We start from the raw sequence: 16,189 nt of genomic DNA, 5'->3' as shown, positions 1-16,189 counted from the left end.
GATATCTGCCTTGGCAGAGACCCGTCAGTGACGGCCGCGGAGCACGGACTCGCCCTACGCCCAGCCGTGGCGGCGGTCATTCCAACCGAGTTGGATGCGGGTGGTCGCCCCGGCCTGGACCATCAACCCCTGGATGCGCCGCTGCACGGTGCGCGCCGACATATCCCCCTGCGCGGCCACCGCGTGGTCGGTGAGACCGGTGAGCAGAAGACGCAGTATGCGGGTGTCCAGGACATCGATCCCGTGGTGCGGTTCGCCGTGGGGGCGAGCCCGTTCCCACACGGCGTCGAAGAGTGCCTGGGCGACGTTGGCGAGCCCCCCCGCAGAACGAGGCTGGGGTCGACCTCGCTGCCGGAGCACCGCAGCGGAAGCATCGCCGTCTCGCCTTCGCAGACGATGAGCTTGAGTGGTACACCATCGACGGTCCGGATCCACATGCCCCGGTCGAGGGACTCGTCCACATCGTCGGCACGATCTGAAGCGTTGATCCACCCTGGGGCCCCAGGCTGTGGGGCCATGACCAGCCGAAACGGCGGTCGTGGGCCTGTTGTCGCTCGATGGGGGCGCGCGCCATTCAGGGGACACGGTAGGCAGCGGCACCATCTCGATCAGAAGCCGCTCCCGAAAGCCGCCCTCGCCCTCCCAGTACGTCTCCAGTTCGCGTCGGCGCTCGGCAAGTTCGTGAGGGTCCATGGTGTTCACGCTAGCGTGCTGCTATCCCGGCCCGGCCGGGTAATTACGCAGACATCGCCCAGACTGGTCTGCTCGGCCTGGCCAAGCACCTTGCTGATGGCCCGTTCACGGAAATCCTTGCGCATGCGACACGGGGTCCCCGGCGTGGATCTCGACCGTAGTCCTGGCGTGATTGCCGAGAGATCCGACGGTTTTCATTGGTGGTACAGCTCCAGCCGCTTTCTGGGTGACGCTACGAGGCAGGGGGTGATGCGGTACACGTGCACGGCGCCACGTCGCCCCCTGCTCGTCCATTCCTTCCACGACGATCGCAACGGATGTCCGCCCTCGCCCGGTACTTGCCGCAGCCGGAGCCGACATCTGCGTCGTGCGGGCTACTTCCAGCCGTGCTCTGCCAGAACGCCATCCTCCTGCAGATAGCCGAGAAGCCCTGCCTTCGGGTACTCGATGATGTCCTCGGGCAGTTCGTGCACGCTGAACCACTGCAGGTCGAGGCACTTCTCCGGTTCCTTGTTGACGGGTTCCCCGCTCTACTCGGTGGCCTCGAAGAAGAACCCGATCCTTTCCACGGTGTCGCTCTGCTTGTGGTGCACGATGTGCACCAGCCGCAGATGTTCCGGATCGACGATGACGCCGGTTTCCTCCAGCAGCTCTCGCGCGGCCCCGACGCTCAGGGGCTCGCCCCGGTCGAGCTTGCCGGACGGCATGTGTCAGCGGCAGTAGCCATAGGGGCCACCGCGCTGAGAGAAGAGCAGTTTGTCACCGCTGCGGAGGATGACGTGGGTGTCGATGACGGGTTGCGCAGGTTGCGGATTCATGTTCCCTGGGGGGTTGTTGGTTGCGGTGGGACAGCCGACGCTACTGATGGTTCGGGAATCGCGTCGGCGATTCTGGACGCGACCTCCGATGGGGCGGCAGCACTACTGTCCAGGACCAGCACCTTCACGTTCTTGGCCATGAGGGTCTGGGCGGTCTCGACGTAGAGGTCGACTTCGCGGACCGGCATGGTCGGGTCGAGGTGGAAGCCGTGCCGGACGCCGCGCCTGGCTATCCGGTCAACCTACTGGCGGACTTCCCAAGTGGTCGACGCTCGAAGCCCTTCGGGGGTTGGCGAAGGGGCGGAACCTGAGGGAGGTACGAGACACAAACGGGCGATGTGCGACAGGTCCGTGCGCCGGCGGATGCGACAGCCTGACCGTCCTCATGCCGGGCGGATGAGCCGGGTCTCGTAGCCGAAGACGACGGCTTGCACCCGGTCGCGTAGTTCCAACTTCGTCAGGATCCGGTTCAGATGTGTTTTCACGGTGGCCTCCGCGAGGTGCAGAGCGGCGGCGATTTCGGTGTTCGACAGGCCGCGGGCCACCTCGACGAGTACTTCGCGTTCGCGTGCTGTGAGCCGTTGCAGGCGCTCGTCCTCCACCTGCGCGCGGTCGGCGGGGAGTTGGTGGGCAAAGTTCTCCAGCAGGCGTCGGGTGATGCGTGGGGAGACCGCCGCGTCGCCCGCGGCGACGCTTCGGATCGCCGCGAGGAGTTCCCCGGGCAGGGCGTTCTTCAGGAGGAAGCCCGATGCCCCGGCTTTGAGTCCGGCGAAGGCGTATTCGTCGAGGTCGAAGGTGGTGAGGATAAGCACTCGGGTCTGCGGGCAGTCCCGAATAATCTGGCCAGTAGCCTCGATGCCGTCGGTACCGGGCATCCGGACGTCCATCAGGACGACATCGGGGCGGAGCAGCCGGGCGAGCCGTACGGCTTCGGTGCCGTCCCCGGCCTCGCCGACCGGCTCCATGTCCGGCTGTGCCTCCAGGACCATGGTGAACGCCATGCGCAGCAGTGGTTCGTCGTCGGCGAGCAGAATGCGGATCGTCACACGACACCGGTCTCTGCTGTGCTCAGGTCGAGGTGGGCCGAGACCTGCCAGCCGCCGCCTGGGAGCGGGCCGGCCCGCAGAGTTCCGCCGTACGCGGCAGTGCGCTCGCGCATGCCGGGGATTCCGTGCCCGTGCTGTGGGTCGGGATCCTGCGAGGTGCGGCCGTGACCGTCGTCGGTGACGTCGATGGAGATGCTCTCGGGGGAGCAGCGCACCCGGACCTCGGCGCGGGTGCCGAGAGGGGTGTGCTTGAGGGTGTTGGTCAAGGCTTCCTGTACCAGGCGGTAGACGGTGAGCTGTGCGGCGGTGGGGACGTGCGAGGGATCGCCTGTCATGCGGAGGCGGGCCGGCAGCCCGGCGGCGCGCACCTGGTCGAGGAGGGAGTGCAGTTGGGCGATGTCGGGTATCGGGTGGCGCAGTGCGTCCGGTTCGTCGGCACGCAGGATCCCGAGGAATCGTCGCATGTCGGTGAGGGCTTGCCGCCCGCTGTCGGAGACCTGCCGCATGGCGGTGGCCGTTTTGTCGGGGGTGCGGTACTGGGCGAAGACGGCGGCGTCGGCGAGCGCGATCATCACGGACAGGTTGTGGCTGACGATGTCGTGCATGTCGCGGGCGATACGGGCCCGTTCTTCGGCCACCGCGAGCTGGGCCCGCTGGTCGCGCTCACGTTCCAGACGTACCGCCCGGTCCTCCACGGACGCGATATAGGCGCGCCTGGTCCGCATGTTCGTGCCGATGACAGCGGCGGCGGTGGCCATGGCAGTCAGGCTCACGGCCGCGCCGAGGAATCTCCCTTCGGACGACCAGCGCACGGAAGCCATCAGGATCCCGGCTTCGGAAACAGCACCAGCCAGCAGCAGTTGCAGGTGGCCGGTGCGTGCGGCCACCGTGTAGAGAGCGACCAGCAGCGCGATGTCGGCCGGTAGCTGGACGTCGACGAGCCACTGGGCGAAGGCCGCCGCGGCCACCGCGGCGAACACCGCCAGAGGTGCCCGGCGCCGGAACAGCAGGGGCAGGAGCAGGGCCGCCTGGAATACCAGGAGCCAGGGGCGGTCGTGCAGGTCGATGCGGACGGTGAAGGCGGTGAGGATGAAGAGCGCGGCCACCAGAGTTGCGTCCACCGCCACCGGCGGCAAGTGGGCAGGCGCCCACAGCAGCCGGGCACACCCGGTCAGGGTGCGCCACGGCTGCCTGGCCGGCGTGGTGGCGGGCGCGGTCGCCGTCATCGGCTGCCCGACCCGGCCCTGCCTGCGGGCAGCACCCCGGCAGCAGGCCCCCGGGTTGACTCGCTCCGGTGTCCGAGCCGTCGGGAAACGGCGCCCTCGCCCGTCCTCCCCGGCCCGTTGCCGAATCCGACCGCATCCACGCCGACCACTACGCGTCCCGCCGTTTCAGTGTCACCGCGGCTCCGCCGAGCGCTACAGCCGCGTACAGGCAGAACACCGTGAATCCCGTCCATGGCGCCAAGGTGTTCGGATCCGACTGGAGGACGGCGAGCGCGTGTCCGGCGTTGCTCGGCAGGTACGGGCTGATCTGGTCGGTCCAGGAGGACGGGAGGGCCTTGACGAGCTCCGGCAGGACCAGCAGCAGACCGAACACCGTGGTTATGCCGCCCGCGGTGTTACGGACCAGCGTGGCGATCGCGACGCTCAGCAGTCCCACGACCGTCAGATACAGACCGGTACCGAGGACGGCGCGAGTGACACCCGGGTCGCTCAGCGAGGCTCCGGCGCCTGTGGAGGACATCAGGGCCTGACCGGCCAGGAACGCCGTCAGGGACGTGGCGGTCATCAGTACCCAGGTCACCGCCACGTACACGGCGGCCTTCGCCCACAGGACCGGCAGTCGGCGCGGCACCGCCGAGAAGGTCGCACGGATCATGCCGGTCGAGTACTCGCCGGTGACCACGAGCACACCCATGACGCCGACCGCGAGCTGCGCCAGGAAGAACCCGATCAGGCTCAGTGACGTCGGGTTGACAGACGCCCGCTCGGCCGCGCCCATATCGGACCAGTGGGCGGCGGTGACGGCCGAGAAGAGCGGCCCCATCCCGATCATCGCCACGGCGGCGGCGAGCAGCGTGAAGAACGTCGAGCGCAGAGTGCGGAGTTTGACCCACTCCGAGTACAGCACCCGCGTCTGGGTGAGGTGGCCGTGCCCGGCGGCGGAGAATCGGGGAAGAGTATCGGTGGTCATGCCGCCCGCCCTTCGGTGTCGGAACCGGCCGGAAGCCGGTCCGGGGTCTGGTACTCGACAGCGTCACGGGTCAGCTCCATGAAGGCATCCTCCAGCGACGCCTGCCGAGGCGTCAGCTCGGCGAGCGCGATCCCGTGGTCGGCGGCGATCCGGCCGATCCGATTGCTGCTCAGGCCGGTGACTTCCAACACGCCCCGCTCGGCCGACGCGACGGCGACATCCGGCATGGTCAGTGCCACACGCAGCCGCTCCACCTCGTCGCTGCGTACGAGCACGGAATTACGCGCGGCACGCCGCGTGAACTCCCCGACCGAGGTGTCGGCGATCAGCCGGCCGCGCCCGATCACGATGAGGTGCTCGGCGGTCACCGCCATCTCGCTCATCAGATGCGAGGAAACCAGCACCGTGCGCCCTTCGGCGGCCAGATCCTTGAGCAGATTACGGATCCACAGCACGCCTTCGGGGTCGAGTCCGTTCACCGGCTCGTCCAGGACGACGGTGGCCGGGTCGCCGAGCAGGGCACTGGCGATACCGAGCCGCTGGCTCATGCCCAACGAGAAGCCGCCGGCCCGCTTCCCGGCCACCTGCCGCAGCCCGACGATGTCGATCACCTCGTCCACCCGGCTGCGGGAGATGCCCGTGGTGACAGCCAACGACAGCAGATGGTTGAAGGCAGAGCGGCCGGTATGGATCGAATGGGCCTCCAGCATCGCCCCGACCTCACGCAGCGGTGCGCGGTGCGCGGCGTAGTGCTTTCCGTTGACCAGGACCCGGCCGGCGGTCGGGGCGTCCAGTCCCAGGATCATCCGCATCGTGGTGGACTTCCCGGCGCCGTTGGGCCCGAGGAATCCGGTGACAACACCGGGCCGGACGGTGAAACTGAGATCCGCGACAGCGGTCTTGTCTCCATAGCGTTTGGTGAGCCCGTGGGCTTTGATCATCGGATGTCCTCGTCGGGGTCGCAGTGGCGTCAACGGACCACCACGCTAGGTTTCCGGCGTGGCGTGGCACATGAACCCACGGATTGAACCCACCGGCGAAGATCCGCATCCTCGGGTGGACCCCCCTACACCCGCAGATGTAGACGACGGCGCGCTGGGCGCCTCCGCCGCGCCCGTCACTGGTGGCCACCGGTCGGCGCCAAGGCGCGGCGGGAGGGCGGTAGCGGCGGTTCGACCTGGGGGAACGGCCCTTGGAAACGCGGTTAACCAGGGTCGGCGGGGGGCACACGGTCCGCGGCGCCAAGACGCGACTGGGGACTGATGTGCCGGACCGGCCGCGGCGTCTAGCGTCCCGGGACATGCCCAGATCTTCTGCAACCCCGACCATTGCGCTGCTCACGCTCGCACTGGCGTTGCCTACCGCCGTCGCGTGGCCTGCCGCCGCGGCCCCGCCTCCGGCGCACGCGTCCGTCGCCGCTTCCTTCCGCAATGACACGGACACCCGCACATCGCTGCCTCGCCCCACCGGCCCGTACGCGGTCGGCCGCGACACCCTCCACCTCGTCGACCGCGCCCGCCGGGACCCGTGGGTGCCGGACACGGCTCGTGAGCTGATGGTCGGCATGTTCTACCCCGCGCTCCCCGGCACCGGTGCGCCGGCGCCTTACGCCACAGTCCAGGAGGCCCGTCTGTTCCTGAAAAGCTATGGGTTGGAAGGCGTCTTCCCCGCCGAGACCTTGAGCGCCACGACCACCAGCGGCCGCGTCGGCGCCCGGCCCGCCCGCGGCCGGTATCCCCTGGTGGTGCTCTCCCCGGGGTTCGGCGTCTCGCGCTTCACCCTCACCGGCCTTGCCGAGGAACTCGCCAGCCGCGGATACGTGGTCGCCGCAGTGGACCACGCCTACGAGTCCGTCGGCACCGCCTTCCCTGGCGGCCGGATGCTGACCTGCGTCGCGTGCGCGAAGGCCCAGAGCGAGCAGGACCTGGAGGCCGTCACCGCAGGCCGGGGCAAGGACGTGGCCTTCCTCCTGGACCGGCTCACCGGGCCCTGCCCGGCCTGGCGGTACGCGGGACTGATCGACCGGAACCGGATCGGCATGGCTGGTCACTCGGTCGGCGGCGCGGGCGCGGCGGCGGCCATGGCGGGTGACCGCCGCATCCGGGCGGGCGTCAACATCGACGGCGCCTTCCACACAGCCGTGCCCGCCGACGGACTCGGCGGCAGGCCGTTCATGATGCTCGGCACGGACGACGAGACGCACCGTCCCGGCGGTACAGACACGAGCTGGGACCAGGCGTGGCATCGGCTGGACGGCTGGAAACGCTGGCTGACCGTCGCCGGTTCGACGCACTACAGCTTCTCCGACATCCCCCTCTTCCTGGACGAACTCGGCCTGCCCGGAACGCAGTCGCCGCAAGCCCTTTCTGGTAACCGCTCACTGCACATCACCCGGGCGTACGTCGGAGCCTTCTTCGACCTACAGCTGAAGCACATCCCCCAGCAACTGCTGGACGGCCCGACGCCGACCGAACCGGAGGTCACCTTCAATTACCCGTAAACGGATGACGGAGCGGCCGTCGCGGCCACGGGCGCCGTGCGTGGCCGCAGACCACCACGGGCAGAGGCGGACTATCCAAGTGCGGCACTGCCGCACCGGCCGGGATGCGGCCTTGAAGCCCTTCAGGGCCAGGCACAAGGCCCGCCCCGCGGTCACCACCCGGAGCGATCCGAGCCGCTCCTCCCCGAGGTGCGTCCCGCGACCCGCTCGCGGCCAGGCTGTGCACGCTGGAGCAGGCGGGGGTGGTCGAGCGGCGCCCTTACATCGAGCGGCCGCCACGTTACGATTACCACATGGTGCCGCCGAGCCAGAGATCCGGACGGTGCGGGGCCCGCGTCATTCACCGCACCGCACCGGGCCGCAGCCGAACACGATTCCGGCCTCACACCGCCAAGCCGGGGACAGCCGCCTTCACCACGGCCTCCACCACTGTGCGGAGCGCTGGGCACTGAACCGGGCCTGATCGCCCGGGCGCTCACCCGATCAGTGCGCACGCCTGCTCGCGCCAATGCGCCGACTGCCCGGCCCGGAGTTGTTCACCGCGCAGTACGCCGGCAACGGGCTGCTCGCCATCGCCTGGCCGGACGGAGACACCTGGGAGGTCCGGCTTGCGGCCCGCGACGAGGGGCTGCTCGGGTACGCCGAGGCCACGCCGGGGTGGAGTTCGGGGCGGGCGAGTGGCGCCCCGTCAAGGAGTAGATGTGGCGAGGGGCCCACCGGACCCGGAACGGGGTACGGAGATTGGTCTCTCCGCGCGGGGCGAAGACACCGACCGTGAACGAGTCGGCCGATCGTGACCGACGATGGGTGGGGAGAGCGCCGAGCTGAGATGTGCCGGTCCTGAGCATCGACCGTGGCCGTGTTGCGGGACGGGCGGCTGCCAGGACGGCTTTTGACTGGTGACGCCCGGGTGATCGTGCCCATATGGCAGGCTCGTGTGCATGAGACCCGACCTGGCACTCGTCCGCGAGCTGATCGAAGAATCGCCGGTGATCAGTGCCCGGCCAGGTGCCGGCGTGCCGGCCGCGTGGATCCGCGCGGCCGAGTCCGTCGTGGGCACGCTGCCGCCCTCGTACCGGTGGTGGCTGACGGAGTACGGCAGCGGCACGTCTGGCGGTGCGCGGATAGCGACTGTCCCTTCACCCGGGACACGTTCCGATGGTGACGACGACATCACCGGCGGATGGCGCCTCGACGGGGACAGGCTCTGCTTCTGTGCCGAGCCCGATGGTGGTGACACCTACCACTTCGTGCTCGACCGGCAGGCGGGCGAGGAGTACGCGGTGGTCCGCCGCGACCGCGTGAGCGGCCAAGAAGAGCTGGTGGCGGACACCTTCGCGGGATTCCTGACCGTTCAGGTGGCCCTGAGCAACGGACTCGGTGCCGGGTTCACGTCCGCACTGGCCCGGCTCTGGCGGTCGACGCCGGGGGTCCTGCTGCCCAACGGCGTGCTGATCTATGGCCCACACACCATCCTCGAGCGCAACGAGACCTACCAAGTAGGCGAATACGCGCCGGACTGGGTCCTCATCGGGGACGACAGCGGAGGCAGTGGCCTGTTCATGCGGCGCCACCCCTGTGACCGAACAACGGTCTATCTCCTCGATCTCGGGGCCGGCGAGCGGGACATCGACAGCTGCGGCGTCAGCGAGAAGCTGACCGACAACCTCCTCGACTGGCTACGGTGCGACGGGATCCGAGAGGGCCGCGCGACCACAGAAGGCGCCAGAGAATCCTGAGCGATCGGTCGGACCGCGAAGCTCTCGATCGTCAACAGGGCGAATGTCGCCCCAGCGCGGCCTAACCTGTCGACGAGTGTTCGATGCCGAAAGTCCAATCGAGCATAGTTCGGAAGAACTCGATAGCTCCCTGTTCTTCGCTGTACCAAGCGCATGCCAAGTCGTTGACGCGTTGCCACACGATCGGATCCGTGTGGTTGGGTTGCTGAAGCGGGATCGCCCAGCTGACGATGTTCTGTTCCTCCTCGGCGATGAACAGATATCCGTCCGCGATCTCCAGCTCTTCCAGCGTGGAGATCGCGTTGTGTGCGTTGAGCAGTTCCTTGCAGGACCCGAGCTGGTGATGGAACGCGCTGAGCTCGGGCGGGAGGCTCATGCCGAGCCGATGCTCTGTCTCGGCGATCACGGTCAGCGGCCTGGCGTCGGCCGGTGTCCATGCTCGTCCAAGGTATCGGGTCGAAAACTTCCGCAACGACCCGTCGTAGACAACTTCGCGCTTTGCTGTCATCGCCGCAGGCTATCCGGTTGGCCTGCTCTGAACTTCGCCCGCACCCGCTAGCGGTTGCCGCCCGCCTGGCCTGATGCGGCGCCGGTTCCGCTGGGCGACCCTGCAGATGTGCCGTACCTCGTACGCGAGCAGCAGCGCTCTGCGCGATTGCCGACACTGGCAGCATGCCCTTCGCCCCGGTCGCGTTCGCCGCGCACTTCCGCTCGCTGTCCGGCCACGGTCGCCAGGAGGTCATCCACGGTCTGGAGACGCGATATTCCCCGGGGAGTCCGCATCGAGGCCGTCAAGGTGCCCTTCCTGGCCTTCATCACCGAACTCGCCGTCCACGATCCCCATGACGATGTGCGCCTTCACTTGCTCCTGGCCCAATGCCGTTGTTTGACTACTGAACTATCGCCGCCTGCAGTGTGATGGTTCTGGCGGGTACGTGGCGTGGTGGGGCTTTCGGTTTGTTCTTCGGCCGGTAGGAGTACAGCGAGTTGGGCCGTTTGAGGAAGCGGTCTGCCTCTCGCAGTCGGCGGGTGCCGTTGTCGAGTTTCCGGCGGACCTTCGCCGCCAGTGCGGTCAGGAACCTGCGGATCTTCGGCGGGGTGTCGGCGAGCTGGCGGACCACGCTGCGTCGGGTGTGCTTGAGGACCTTAACGAACGAGATGCGGTCCGGATCGATGCCGTTGCTGTCGGCGAGTTGCATGATGATGCCGGTCAGGCAGTGGTGCACGACCAGATGCGCCCACACTTCCTGGCGCACCAGCTGTGGGTCGGTGGATCGCAGAACTTCCTGCCGGCCCCGCTGGAAGGTCTTGATCTGCCGATAGGCCGATTCCACCTCCCACCTTTCGTGATACAGGACCGCTAACTCCCTTGCTGGGTAGGCGTCGTTGTCGAAGAGGTCGGTCAGTAGCCGGATCACTTCGCCCCCGTCGACGCGGTACTCGATCACGCGCACCAGCACACCGCCCGGATGGGCGCCCTTCTGCCCCGCGAGGTTCATGCGCGCCAGGTAGGTGCCGTCCGGCAGGTGTCGTACCGGGCGGTGTGCCACACACGAACGGGCCCGCAGCAGCAGGTGGGCACCGGCGCCGATATACGCCTTCCACAACTCCACCCCGGGGAACCCCCGGTCCATGATCACGAGCATCCCGGAGGCCGAGGCAGCCATCGCCACAGCTGGGTCGCGTTCACCACTGTTATAGCCGCCCACCCTGGCGTCGATGGAAGAATGCGTGCCGGTCTCGGTCAGCGTCACGACTCTCACCTGCGGAAACCCGCCCGGTTTCCCGCTGGAGTCCTTCGGGCCGCCGAAGGCGCGCCGGTTGGCCTCGTTATCCGGCACGTCCAGCAGAAACCCGTCGACCGCAGCGAGACGCATCCCCCGGTAGAAAGACCCGGCCAGCCCCGCAGGGGCCAGCGGGCCGGCCAAGCGGTGGAAGATCCGCTCAACAACCTCCGGTCCCAGGCGCTCCCGAGCCCGGGTGAAAGACGCCTTGTGTGGGATACACCCGCTCAACTCCTTCATTCCACCCACTAGTTGTTCTGCCACATCGTCGTAGGAGTCCTGATGGAAGAGCGCAAGTGCGAGTGCGAAATAGACCATGAACCCCGCCGGCAACGCTCCCGGCCGACGGTCCCGTTTGCGACACTCCGACAGGACCTCGTCCACCAACTCGGGCGTCACCCACTGCGTGATCAAGCCCAACCGCACTCGTTCAGATACCCCGCTCCATGGATGCACACCCCGCATAACGGCGCGACGCTCAGTCCGTCACCACCAACTCAATGAACCTTCAAACAACGGCATTGGCTCCTGGCCCTCGAATGGCTACCGACAGCGGCGAGCGTGAGTGAACGCCTCCGCTCCATCGCCGAGACCGATCGGAACCCGCTGGTGCGGGACACTGCTCAAGCCTTCCTCGACGACGACGACGACGACGCCACCGCCCGAACGAAGGAATTCTCCACACCCTGGCACGGTGCGGCGGAACACCCCCGGCCCATCGACGACTCCAGGGAGAGGCCTCATGGGATTCGGGCCATGACTTGGATTCAAGTCAATCTTGATCCAGGAACGCTCTGCGGTGCTCACCGAAGGACTTCCGAATCACGGTGAGGGAGCTGAGTCTCCGCTGGCCGTCACAACTGCGGCGTGTGTGCGACAGCCGTTCCTCGGTCATCGCTGCGCGCTCTCCGGATCTTGCCGCAACTGGTCGAGAAGCTGGTCGATGGCTGCCTTCGCCTCCATCACCGACGCGCCGGTCGCCTTCCGCCAAGTGTTTATCGCTTGGATACGGTAGCCCGCACGTACGTGGGCAATGGCCAGCCGCGCGTGGAGCGGCTGGCCCGGCAGCCGAGCGGGAACGGGTCGGCCGCGTGGCTCCCCGCTGCGGCCGCTGGGGTCGAGCTCGTCGAGTGAGGAGTGCAGCCCGTTGATCGGTGCCCGCACCGTCGGCCGGGCGGTGCGGACCGCCACCAGTTCCCAGCGGACGTCCGTCTGCTCGGACCAGTCCTCGTCCAGTCCGATGCCCAGCAGTCCTGGATCGTCGATCAACTGGCAGACGTTGTAAAGGAGGTCATGCTGCATCTGCCGCACCACGTCGGTCATATCGTCCGGATTCACGCCGCACGCCAGGATCCGGTGCAGCGCCGCCGCCGATGCGCTGCCGGGAACACTCCCCTGCTCGTGACCTCCTGACCGGGACTCGATCCACGACGGAGAGCTGTCGGTGTAGGCATCCTCGTCGACAACCATGTTCCACATGGCAGTAAGGAACGACTGGCGTGCCTGAGCTGGCCAGCCATCGGGATGGGGATCTTCGTCTTCGGCCATGCGCCAATACTGCCAGCCGTTGATGGGAGCGTCGCCGACGGGATAGACGGGATAGACGGGATAGATGGGTTGCGTCATCGCTGCCCGCTTCCCGCTGTCACCTGGAATTGCGGCTGCCGGATCGTGCGAGGGCTTGCGGGTCGAGGATATTGTCGAGGCCGGCCTGCGTGAGGAGTCCCCTTCCAGGACGATGTCGGCGACGGTGCGGCCGGTGACGAGCGTTTCCTGCGCGGCGGCGCTGGCCTGGGCGTAGCCGATGTGCGGGTTGAGGGCGGTGGCGTTGCCGATGGTGTTCTCCACCGTGGCCCGGAGCGGTCGCGGTCGGTGGTGACGCCGAGGGCGCAGCGCTCCGCCAGGGTCAGGCATCCGGCGTGCAGCTGGGTGAGGTTCTCGAAGAGGCAGTGGGCGATGACCGGTTCGAAGGCGTTGAGCTGGAGCCGGCCGGCTTCTGGGGCGAAGGTGATGGTGGCGTCGTTGCCGACGACTTTGAAGGTGATCAGGTTGACCACCTCGGGGATCACCGGGTTGACCTCGCCCAGCATGATGCCGGAGCCGGCCTGTACCGGGGGAGGTTGATCTCGGCGAATCCAGCCCGGGGGCCGGAATAGAGCAGGCGCAGGTCGTTGCTGGTCTTGGAAAGTACGACCGTGATGCGCTTGAGGACCCTGGAGAGTTGGACGAACGCTCCGACGTCCTGGGTGGCTTCGACCAGGTCGGACGCGGTGCTGAGCGGGATGCCGGTGATGTCGGACAGGTACGCGCAGGCCAGTATCGGCGTAGCGTGGAGGGGAGTTGAAGCCGGTGCCGATCGCCGTACCGCCCAGCTTGATCTCGCGGATCAGTCCGCACGCCTCGGCGAGGCGCTGCTCGTCCTCCTCTCCCAGCATCACCGCATAGGTGCCGAACTCCTGACCAAGCGGCGGCGGCACAGTCCTCGGCGGCACGCCTAACGCCATGGCTCAACGGGGGCACCCCACGCAGCGGGAGCCGCCTCCATCAAGTCCGTATCGCTGACGGCTCGTTGCTCGTTGTACCAGATGGCGGCCAGTCGGACATCGAAGGGGAACTCGACGTTCGTGCCGTCCTCGAAGGAGATCATCACGTGCGTCTCGGGGCCGTCCGGATGGTTGTCCAGCCATTGCACGTGGCTGATGATCGGAGTGAGTGCTCCGCCCGGGCCTACGAGTCGGTAGCCCTCTTCGACGCCTTGGGACGGCCTGGAGATCAATGCGGGCAGGCGGCGGGCAGCTCGCTCGTCCCGGTAGTACTTCGCGGCCATGCCTTCAGATTATCCGAGTGTGCCGGCGCCGGTAGCTGGCGAAGGATGACCGTCCGCACTTGAGCTGTGGTCAATTGGCCCGCCGCGAGACGATCGAGCCCCGGATGGACGGGGTAGAGCAGTATCGACTGATTCAATTACGTCAGGGAGCCGATGAGTACGAAGCCCGCACGCCCACGCACTCTGCTCAGGTACCTAACGATCACATCCATCACCATGATCGTTATGGGGCTGTGCGGTTTCGTCACGATCGCGATATTCATCATACCGAACCACGGCAAGGTGATATCTACCCTGAAGAGCCACGGGGTTCAGACCCACGCGAATGTCACGAGATGCCAGCAAGCCCTCCACGACGAAAATGGTGGCGAGCTGTCTGTCACCTGCTGGGTGCGCTTTACCCCGTCCGATGGGCGCTCCGTCGAATCGCCGCTGCAATTTAAGACACATCAGGTGAGAGACGGCTACTCCATGATAGTCGTGTACGACCCGAACGATACCGGCACAGTCGCCCTTCCCTCGGACCTCGGCTACTGGAATACCCTCACCAGGAACACTATCGATTTGCTTTTGCTGCTCATCTCGGCGGCAATGGTTCCACTGGGAATCGCAGGTATCGCCCTGCGGAGGCTTTTCGGGCGCTTCACGAAGCGGTACACGGAAAATTTCGATGAAATTGACCAGATCGCCACTCAGCACCTCGGTCCGGACGTCGCTCAGGCCATGGCTCAGGTCTGGACGCGGGGCAAAACTTCCGGAAAGTGAGCACTCGTCCGGCACATGCATGCCGAGCGTGCCCTGTGCGTCCGGCAGTAGCCCGCGACTCGCACACCACCGATCCCTGAGCCGGCGAGGGTTTCTGTCCCAACAGCGCTTACACCGGAACGGGCCGCACGGTGCGCGCTCCCCTCGGCGGGTCGAAGTCGCCGCGGACTAGGGCGATGTCGACGGCGCGCTGCCGCAGAGCCTGAAGGGGATCACCGGTGCAGGTCAGGGTGACCGAGGCTCCGGTGTCCTGCTCGAAGTGACTCACCGCCTGCTGGGCCCAGTGGGTGGGCAGCAGCCAGCTGAAGCCGAGCCGGAGAGTGACCTTGTGGCGCACGACGGCCAGGGCCTGGTCGACGGTGGCGAGGACACGCTCGGCGTGGAGGAGGAACTCGGCGCCGGTGGCCGTCAGCTCGACGTGCCGGGAGGAGCGGTCGAGGAGGCGGACGTTCAGGTTGCCCTCCAACTGCGCGATCGTACGGCTCAGAGCCGGCTGCGTGATCAGCAGTTCCTCGGCTGCCCGGGAGAAGGACCGGTGTCGTGCCACAGACGTGAAGGCCCGCAGGTGACGGAGTATGACGTCCATGCTCATCGTGCCTTCTTCCCGGATCCATGCCTGCCGTTGTTCTTCAGGTCCTGTTCGAAGTCAGCGATGCTCTGCCTGTCCACTCCGGGCGCACCCTTATTCGCCCTCTTCAACTGGCCCATCGAACTCCTCCCGGAGAACATCCGGTTGATACGATCAACTCAGTCACGAACGACCCGGCCCGTTCGCTACCTCGTCGATGCGCCAGACCGCCTCGCGGACCTTCTCCTCAAGATGGGCAGACTCGGCGCGGTACTGCCATCGACCTCGGGATGCCCACCTTCGCTCAGATCGCGATCCGCACCAGTGACGTCAAGGAGCCCGCTCCATGATTCGTCCGATCACCGACGAACTGGTCCACCGCCTCGTGGAGCAGGCGGAGGTCGATCGCATCGACAGGCCGAGGAGCAGCGCTGCCGCCTGCCGTAGATCGAAGTGCGATCCGGATCACCTGTTGCCTCTTGTGCGTGCTGAAGACGGTAGAGAGGTGGTTGTCGTTGAGTGAGAGGATGAGAAGACGTGGATGTGTATGAAGCTGTGGACAGTCGCCGGGCTGTGCGGGCGTTCAGCGATGAGCCTGTTTCCAAAGAGGTACTCGAACGTGTGCTGGCTGCAGCGACGCGGGCTCCGTCGAGTGGGAACCTCCAGCCGTGGCATGTGTATGTCGTGAGCGGCGAGCCCTTGGCCGAGCTGAAGAGGCGCGCAACGGCCAGGGCACTGGCGGGAGACCCGGGGGATGAGCGGGAGTATCCGATGTACCCGGCCGAACTGACCTCACCGTATGTGGACCGCTTTTCCGCCGCGGCTGCCCAGCGGTACAAGGCGCTGGGGATCGAGCGCGACGACCCCGACAGGCCCATGAAGATCGCCGCCTTGAACTCGGAGGCGTTCGGGGCGCCGGTCGTGCTGTTCTGCTACCTCGACCGGACGATGGGGCCCGGGCAGTGGGGGGACGCGGGGATGCACTTGCAGACGGTCATGCTGCTACTGAGGGCGGAAGGGCTGCACAGCTGCCCTCAGGTGATGTGGACGATGTATCGCAAGACTGTCAGCCGGATCGTCGGAGCCGATGACGGGCTCGCGCTGTTCTGTGGTGTCGCGGTGGGATTCGAGAAGGAGGGCGTGCCACGGCTGCGTACCGGGCGGGCAGACATGACAGAAACAGTGAGCTTCATCGGAGGGTGACCGGGCACGTCGGTCTGGCGTTGACCCCGATCCTCGCAACTCGTAGTTCA

The 16,189-nt window shown here is 67.1% G+C and carries 16 protein-coding genes and 1 pseudogene; 5 read left to right on the top strand and 12 right to left on the bottom strand.

Annotated elements, in window-relative coordinates; all coding sequences use genetic code 11:
- Nucleotides 1–54 precede the first annotated feature (54 nt).
- The 6 genes from NRF20_RS03000 to NRF20_RS02975 form a co-directional block, all read right to left on the bottom strand.
- Entirely contained in the window at nucleotides 55–282 is a 228-nt protein-coding gene (locus tag NRF20_RS03000; protein WP_398632887.1) for a hypothetical protein, read from the bottom strand.
- Nucleotides 283–1,223: 941 nt separating this feature from the next.
- Nucleotides 1,224–1,400: an NUDIX domain-containing protein gene (locus NRF20_RS02995; protein WP_398632886.1), complete on the bottom strand. Its 177-nt coding sequence runs from the start codon at nucleotides 1,398–1,400 to the stop codon at nucleotides 1,224–1,226.
- Between the two features lie 494 nt (nucleotides 1,401–1,894).
- A complete protein-coding gene (locus tag NRF20_RS02990) occupies nucleotides 1,895–2,557 on the bottom strand; it encodes a response regulator (protein ID WP_398632885.1) in 663 nt (220 codons plus the stop codon).
- On the bottom strand, nucleotides 2,554–3,783 hold the full coding sequence (locus tag NRF20_RS02985; protein WP_413751938.1) for a sensor histidine kinase: 1,230 nt from the start codon (nucleotides 3,781–3,783) through the stop codon (nucleotides 2,554–2,556). Before NRF20_RS02985 ends, NRF20_RS02990 begins: the two co-directional genes overlap by 4 nt.
- A gap of 148 nt (nucleotides 3,784–3,931) precedes the next feature.
- Nucleotides 3,932–4,753: an ABC transporter permease gene (locus tag NRF20_RS02980; RefSeq protein ID WP_398632883.1), complete on the bottom strand. Its 822-nt coding sequence runs from the start codon at nucleotides 4,751–4,753 to the stop codon at nucleotides 3,932–3,934.
- Nucleotides 4,750–5,694, bottom strand: a complete 945-nt coding sequence (locus NRF20_RS02975) for an ATP-binding cassette domain-containing protein (RefSeq protein ID WP_413751937.1) — start codon at nucleotides 5,692–5,694, stop codon at nucleotides 4,750–4,752. Before NRF20_RS02975 ends, NRF20_RS02980 begins: the two co-directional genes overlap by 4 nt.
- A gap of 359 nt (nucleotides 5,695–6,053) precedes the next feature.
- Between NRF20_RS02975 and NRF20_RS02970 the strand changes: the two genes are divergently transcribed.
- Complete coding sequence (locus NRF20_RS02970; RefSeq protein WP_413751936.1) at nucleotides 6,054–7,253, top strand: alpha/beta hydrolase family protein; 1,200 nt, start codon at nucleotides 6,054–6,056, stop codon at nucleotides 7,251–7,253.
- Between the two features lie 941 nt (nucleotides 7,254–8,194).
- On the top strand, nucleotides 8,195–8,992 hold the full coding sequence (locus NRF20_RS02965) for an SMI1/KNR4 family protein (protein WP_398632880.1): 798 nt from the start codon (nucleotides 8,195–8,197) through the stop codon (nucleotides 8,990–8,992).
- Nucleotides 8,993–9,053: 61 nt separating this feature from the next.
- Here the strand turns inward: NRF20_RS02965 and NRF20_RS02960 are convergent, their stop codons facing one another.
- The 5 genes and pseudogenes from NRF20_RS02960 to NRF20_RS02940 all read right to left on the bottom strand — a co-directional run bounded on the left by NRF20_RS02960 (nucleotide 9,054) and on the right by NRF20_RS02940 (nucleotide 13,603).
- Entirely contained in the window at nucleotides 9,054–9,500 is a 447-nt protein-coding gene (locus NRF20_RS02960) for a hypothetical protein (RefSeq protein ID WP_413751935.1), read from the bottom strand.
- Between the two features lie 382 nt (nucleotides 9,501–9,882).
- Nucleotides 9,883–11,190 (bottom strand): IS4 family transposase, encoded by a 1,308-nt coding sequence (locus NRF20_RS02955; protein ID WP_413751934.1) that lies wholly within the window; start codon nucleotides 11,188–11,190, stop codon nucleotides 9,883–9,885.
- 477 nt (nucleotides 11,191–11,667) lie between these two features.
- Complete coding sequence (locus NRF20_RS02950) at nucleotides 11,668–12,402, bottom strand: hypothetical protein (protein WP_398632878.1); 735 nt, start codon at nucleotides 12,400–12,402, stop codon at nucleotides 11,668–11,670.
- Between the two features lie 19 nt (nucleotides 12,403–12,421).
- A pseudogene (locus NRF20_RS02945) lies at nucleotides 12,422–13,253 on the bottom strand (lyase family protein); the annotation flags it as partial.
- A 17-nt stretch (nucleotides 13,254–13,270) separates the two neighbouring features.
- Nucleotides 13,271–13,603, bottom strand: a complete 333-nt coding sequence (locus tag NRF20_RS02940; protein WP_398632877.1) for a hypothetical protein — start codon at nucleotides 13,601–13,603, stop codon at nucleotides 13,271–13,273.
- 153 nt (nucleotides 13,604–13,756) lie between these two features.
- Here NRF20_RS02940 and NRF20_RS02935 point away from each other — a divergent pair, with 153 nt between their 5' ends.
- Nucleotides 13,757–14,368: a hypothetical protein gene (locus NRF20_RS02935; protein WP_413751933.1), complete on the top strand. Its 612-nt coding sequence runs from the start codon at nucleotides 13,757–13,759 to the stop codon at nucleotides 14,366–14,368.
- A gap of 109 nt (nucleotides 14,369–14,477) precedes the next feature.
- On the opposite strand, the gene NRF20_RS02930 is transcribed toward NRF20_RS02935, so the two are convergent.
- The gene (locus tag NRF20_RS02930) at nucleotides 14,478–14,954 is read right to left on the bottom strand and encodes a LysR family transcriptional regulator (RefSeq protein WP_413751932.1); all 477 of its coding nucleotides are present in this window, start codon (nucleotides 14,952–14,954) and stop codon (nucleotides 14,478–14,480) included.
- A 328-nt stretch (nucleotides 14,955–15,282) separates the two neighbouring features.
- On the opposite strand from NRF20_RS02930, the gene NRF20_RS02925 reads away from it, so the two are divergent.
- Together NRF20_RS02925 and NRF20_RS02920 are read left to right on the top strand one after the other, a co-directional pair.
- Nucleotides 15,283–15,459: a hypothetical protein gene (locus tag NRF20_RS02925; protein ID WP_413751931.1), complete on the top strand. Its 177-nt coding sequence runs from the start codon at nucleotides 15,283–15,285 to the stop codon at nucleotides 15,457–15,459.
- A gap of 14 nt (nucleotides 15,460–15,473) precedes the next feature.
- A complete protein-coding gene (locus NRF20_RS02920) occupies nucleotides 15,474–16,139 on the top strand; it encodes a nitroreductase (RefSeq protein ID WP_413751930.1) in 666 nt (221 codons plus the stop codon).
- The last annotated feature ends 50 nt before the right edge of the window (nucleotides 16,140–16,189 follow it).

Source organism: Streptomyces sp. R-74717 (assembly GCF_047305335.1).
GTDB lineage: Bacteria > Actinomycetota > Actinomycetes > Streptomycetales > Streptomycetaceae > Streptomyces > Streptomyces atratus.
The sequence above is the reverse complement of the archived record's forward strand: the minus strand, read 5'-3'. Positions and strand labels throughout refer to the sequence as shown.

Excerpts from the sequence above, each read along its gene's own strand:
- NRF20_RS02995 (WP_398632886.1), bottom strand. The coding sequence starts at position 1,400 with ATGCCGTCCGGCAAGCTCGACCGGGGCGAGCCCCTGAGCGTCGGGGCC.
- NRF20_RS02985 (WP_413751938.1), bottom strand. The coding sequence starts at position 3,783 with ATGACGGCGACCGCGCCCGCCACCACGCCGGCCAGGCAGCCGTGGCGC.
- NRF20_RS02980 (WP_398632883.1), bottom strand. The coding sequence starts at position 4,753 with ATGACCACCGATACTCTTCCCCGATTCTCCGCCGCCGGGCACGGCCAC.
- NRF20_RS02975 (WP_413751937.1), bottom strand. The coding sequence starts at position 5,694 with ATGATCAAAGCCCACGGGCTCACCAAACGCTATGGAGACAAGACCGCT.
- NRF20_RS02970 (WP_413751936.1), top strand. The coding sequence starts at position 6,054 with ATGCCCAGATCTTCTGCAACCCCGACCATTGCGCTGCTCACGCTCGCA.
- NRF20_RS02965 (WP_398632880.1), top strand. The coding sequence starts at position 8,195 with ATGAGACCCGACCTGGCACTCGTCCGCGAGCTGATCGAAGAATCGCCG.
- NRF20_RS02960 (WP_413751935.1), bottom strand. The coding sequence starts at position 9,500 with ATGACAGCAAAGCGCGAAGTTGTCTACGACGGGTCGTTGCGGAAGTTT.
- NRF20_RS02950 (WP_398632878.1), bottom strand. The coding sequence starts at position 12,402 with ATGACGCAACCCATCTATCCCGTCTATCCCGTCTATCCCGTCGGCGAC.
- NRF20_RS02940 (WP_398632877.1), bottom strand. The coding sequence starts at position 13,603 with ATGGCCGCGAAGTACTACCGGGACGAGCGAGCTGCCCGCCGCCTGCCC.
- NRF20_RS02935 (WP_413751933.1), top strand. The coding sequence starts at position 13,757 with ATGAGTACGAAGCCCGCACGCCCACGCACTCTGCTCAGGTACCTAACG.
- NRF20_RS02930 (WP_413751932.1), bottom strand. The coding sequence starts at position 14,954 with ATGGACGTCATACTCCGTCACCTGCGGGCCTTCACGTCTGTGGCACGA.
- NRF20_RS02925 (WP_413751931.1), top strand. The coding sequence starts at position 15,283 with ATGATTCGTCCGATCACCGACGAACTGGTCCACCGCCTCGTGGAGCAG.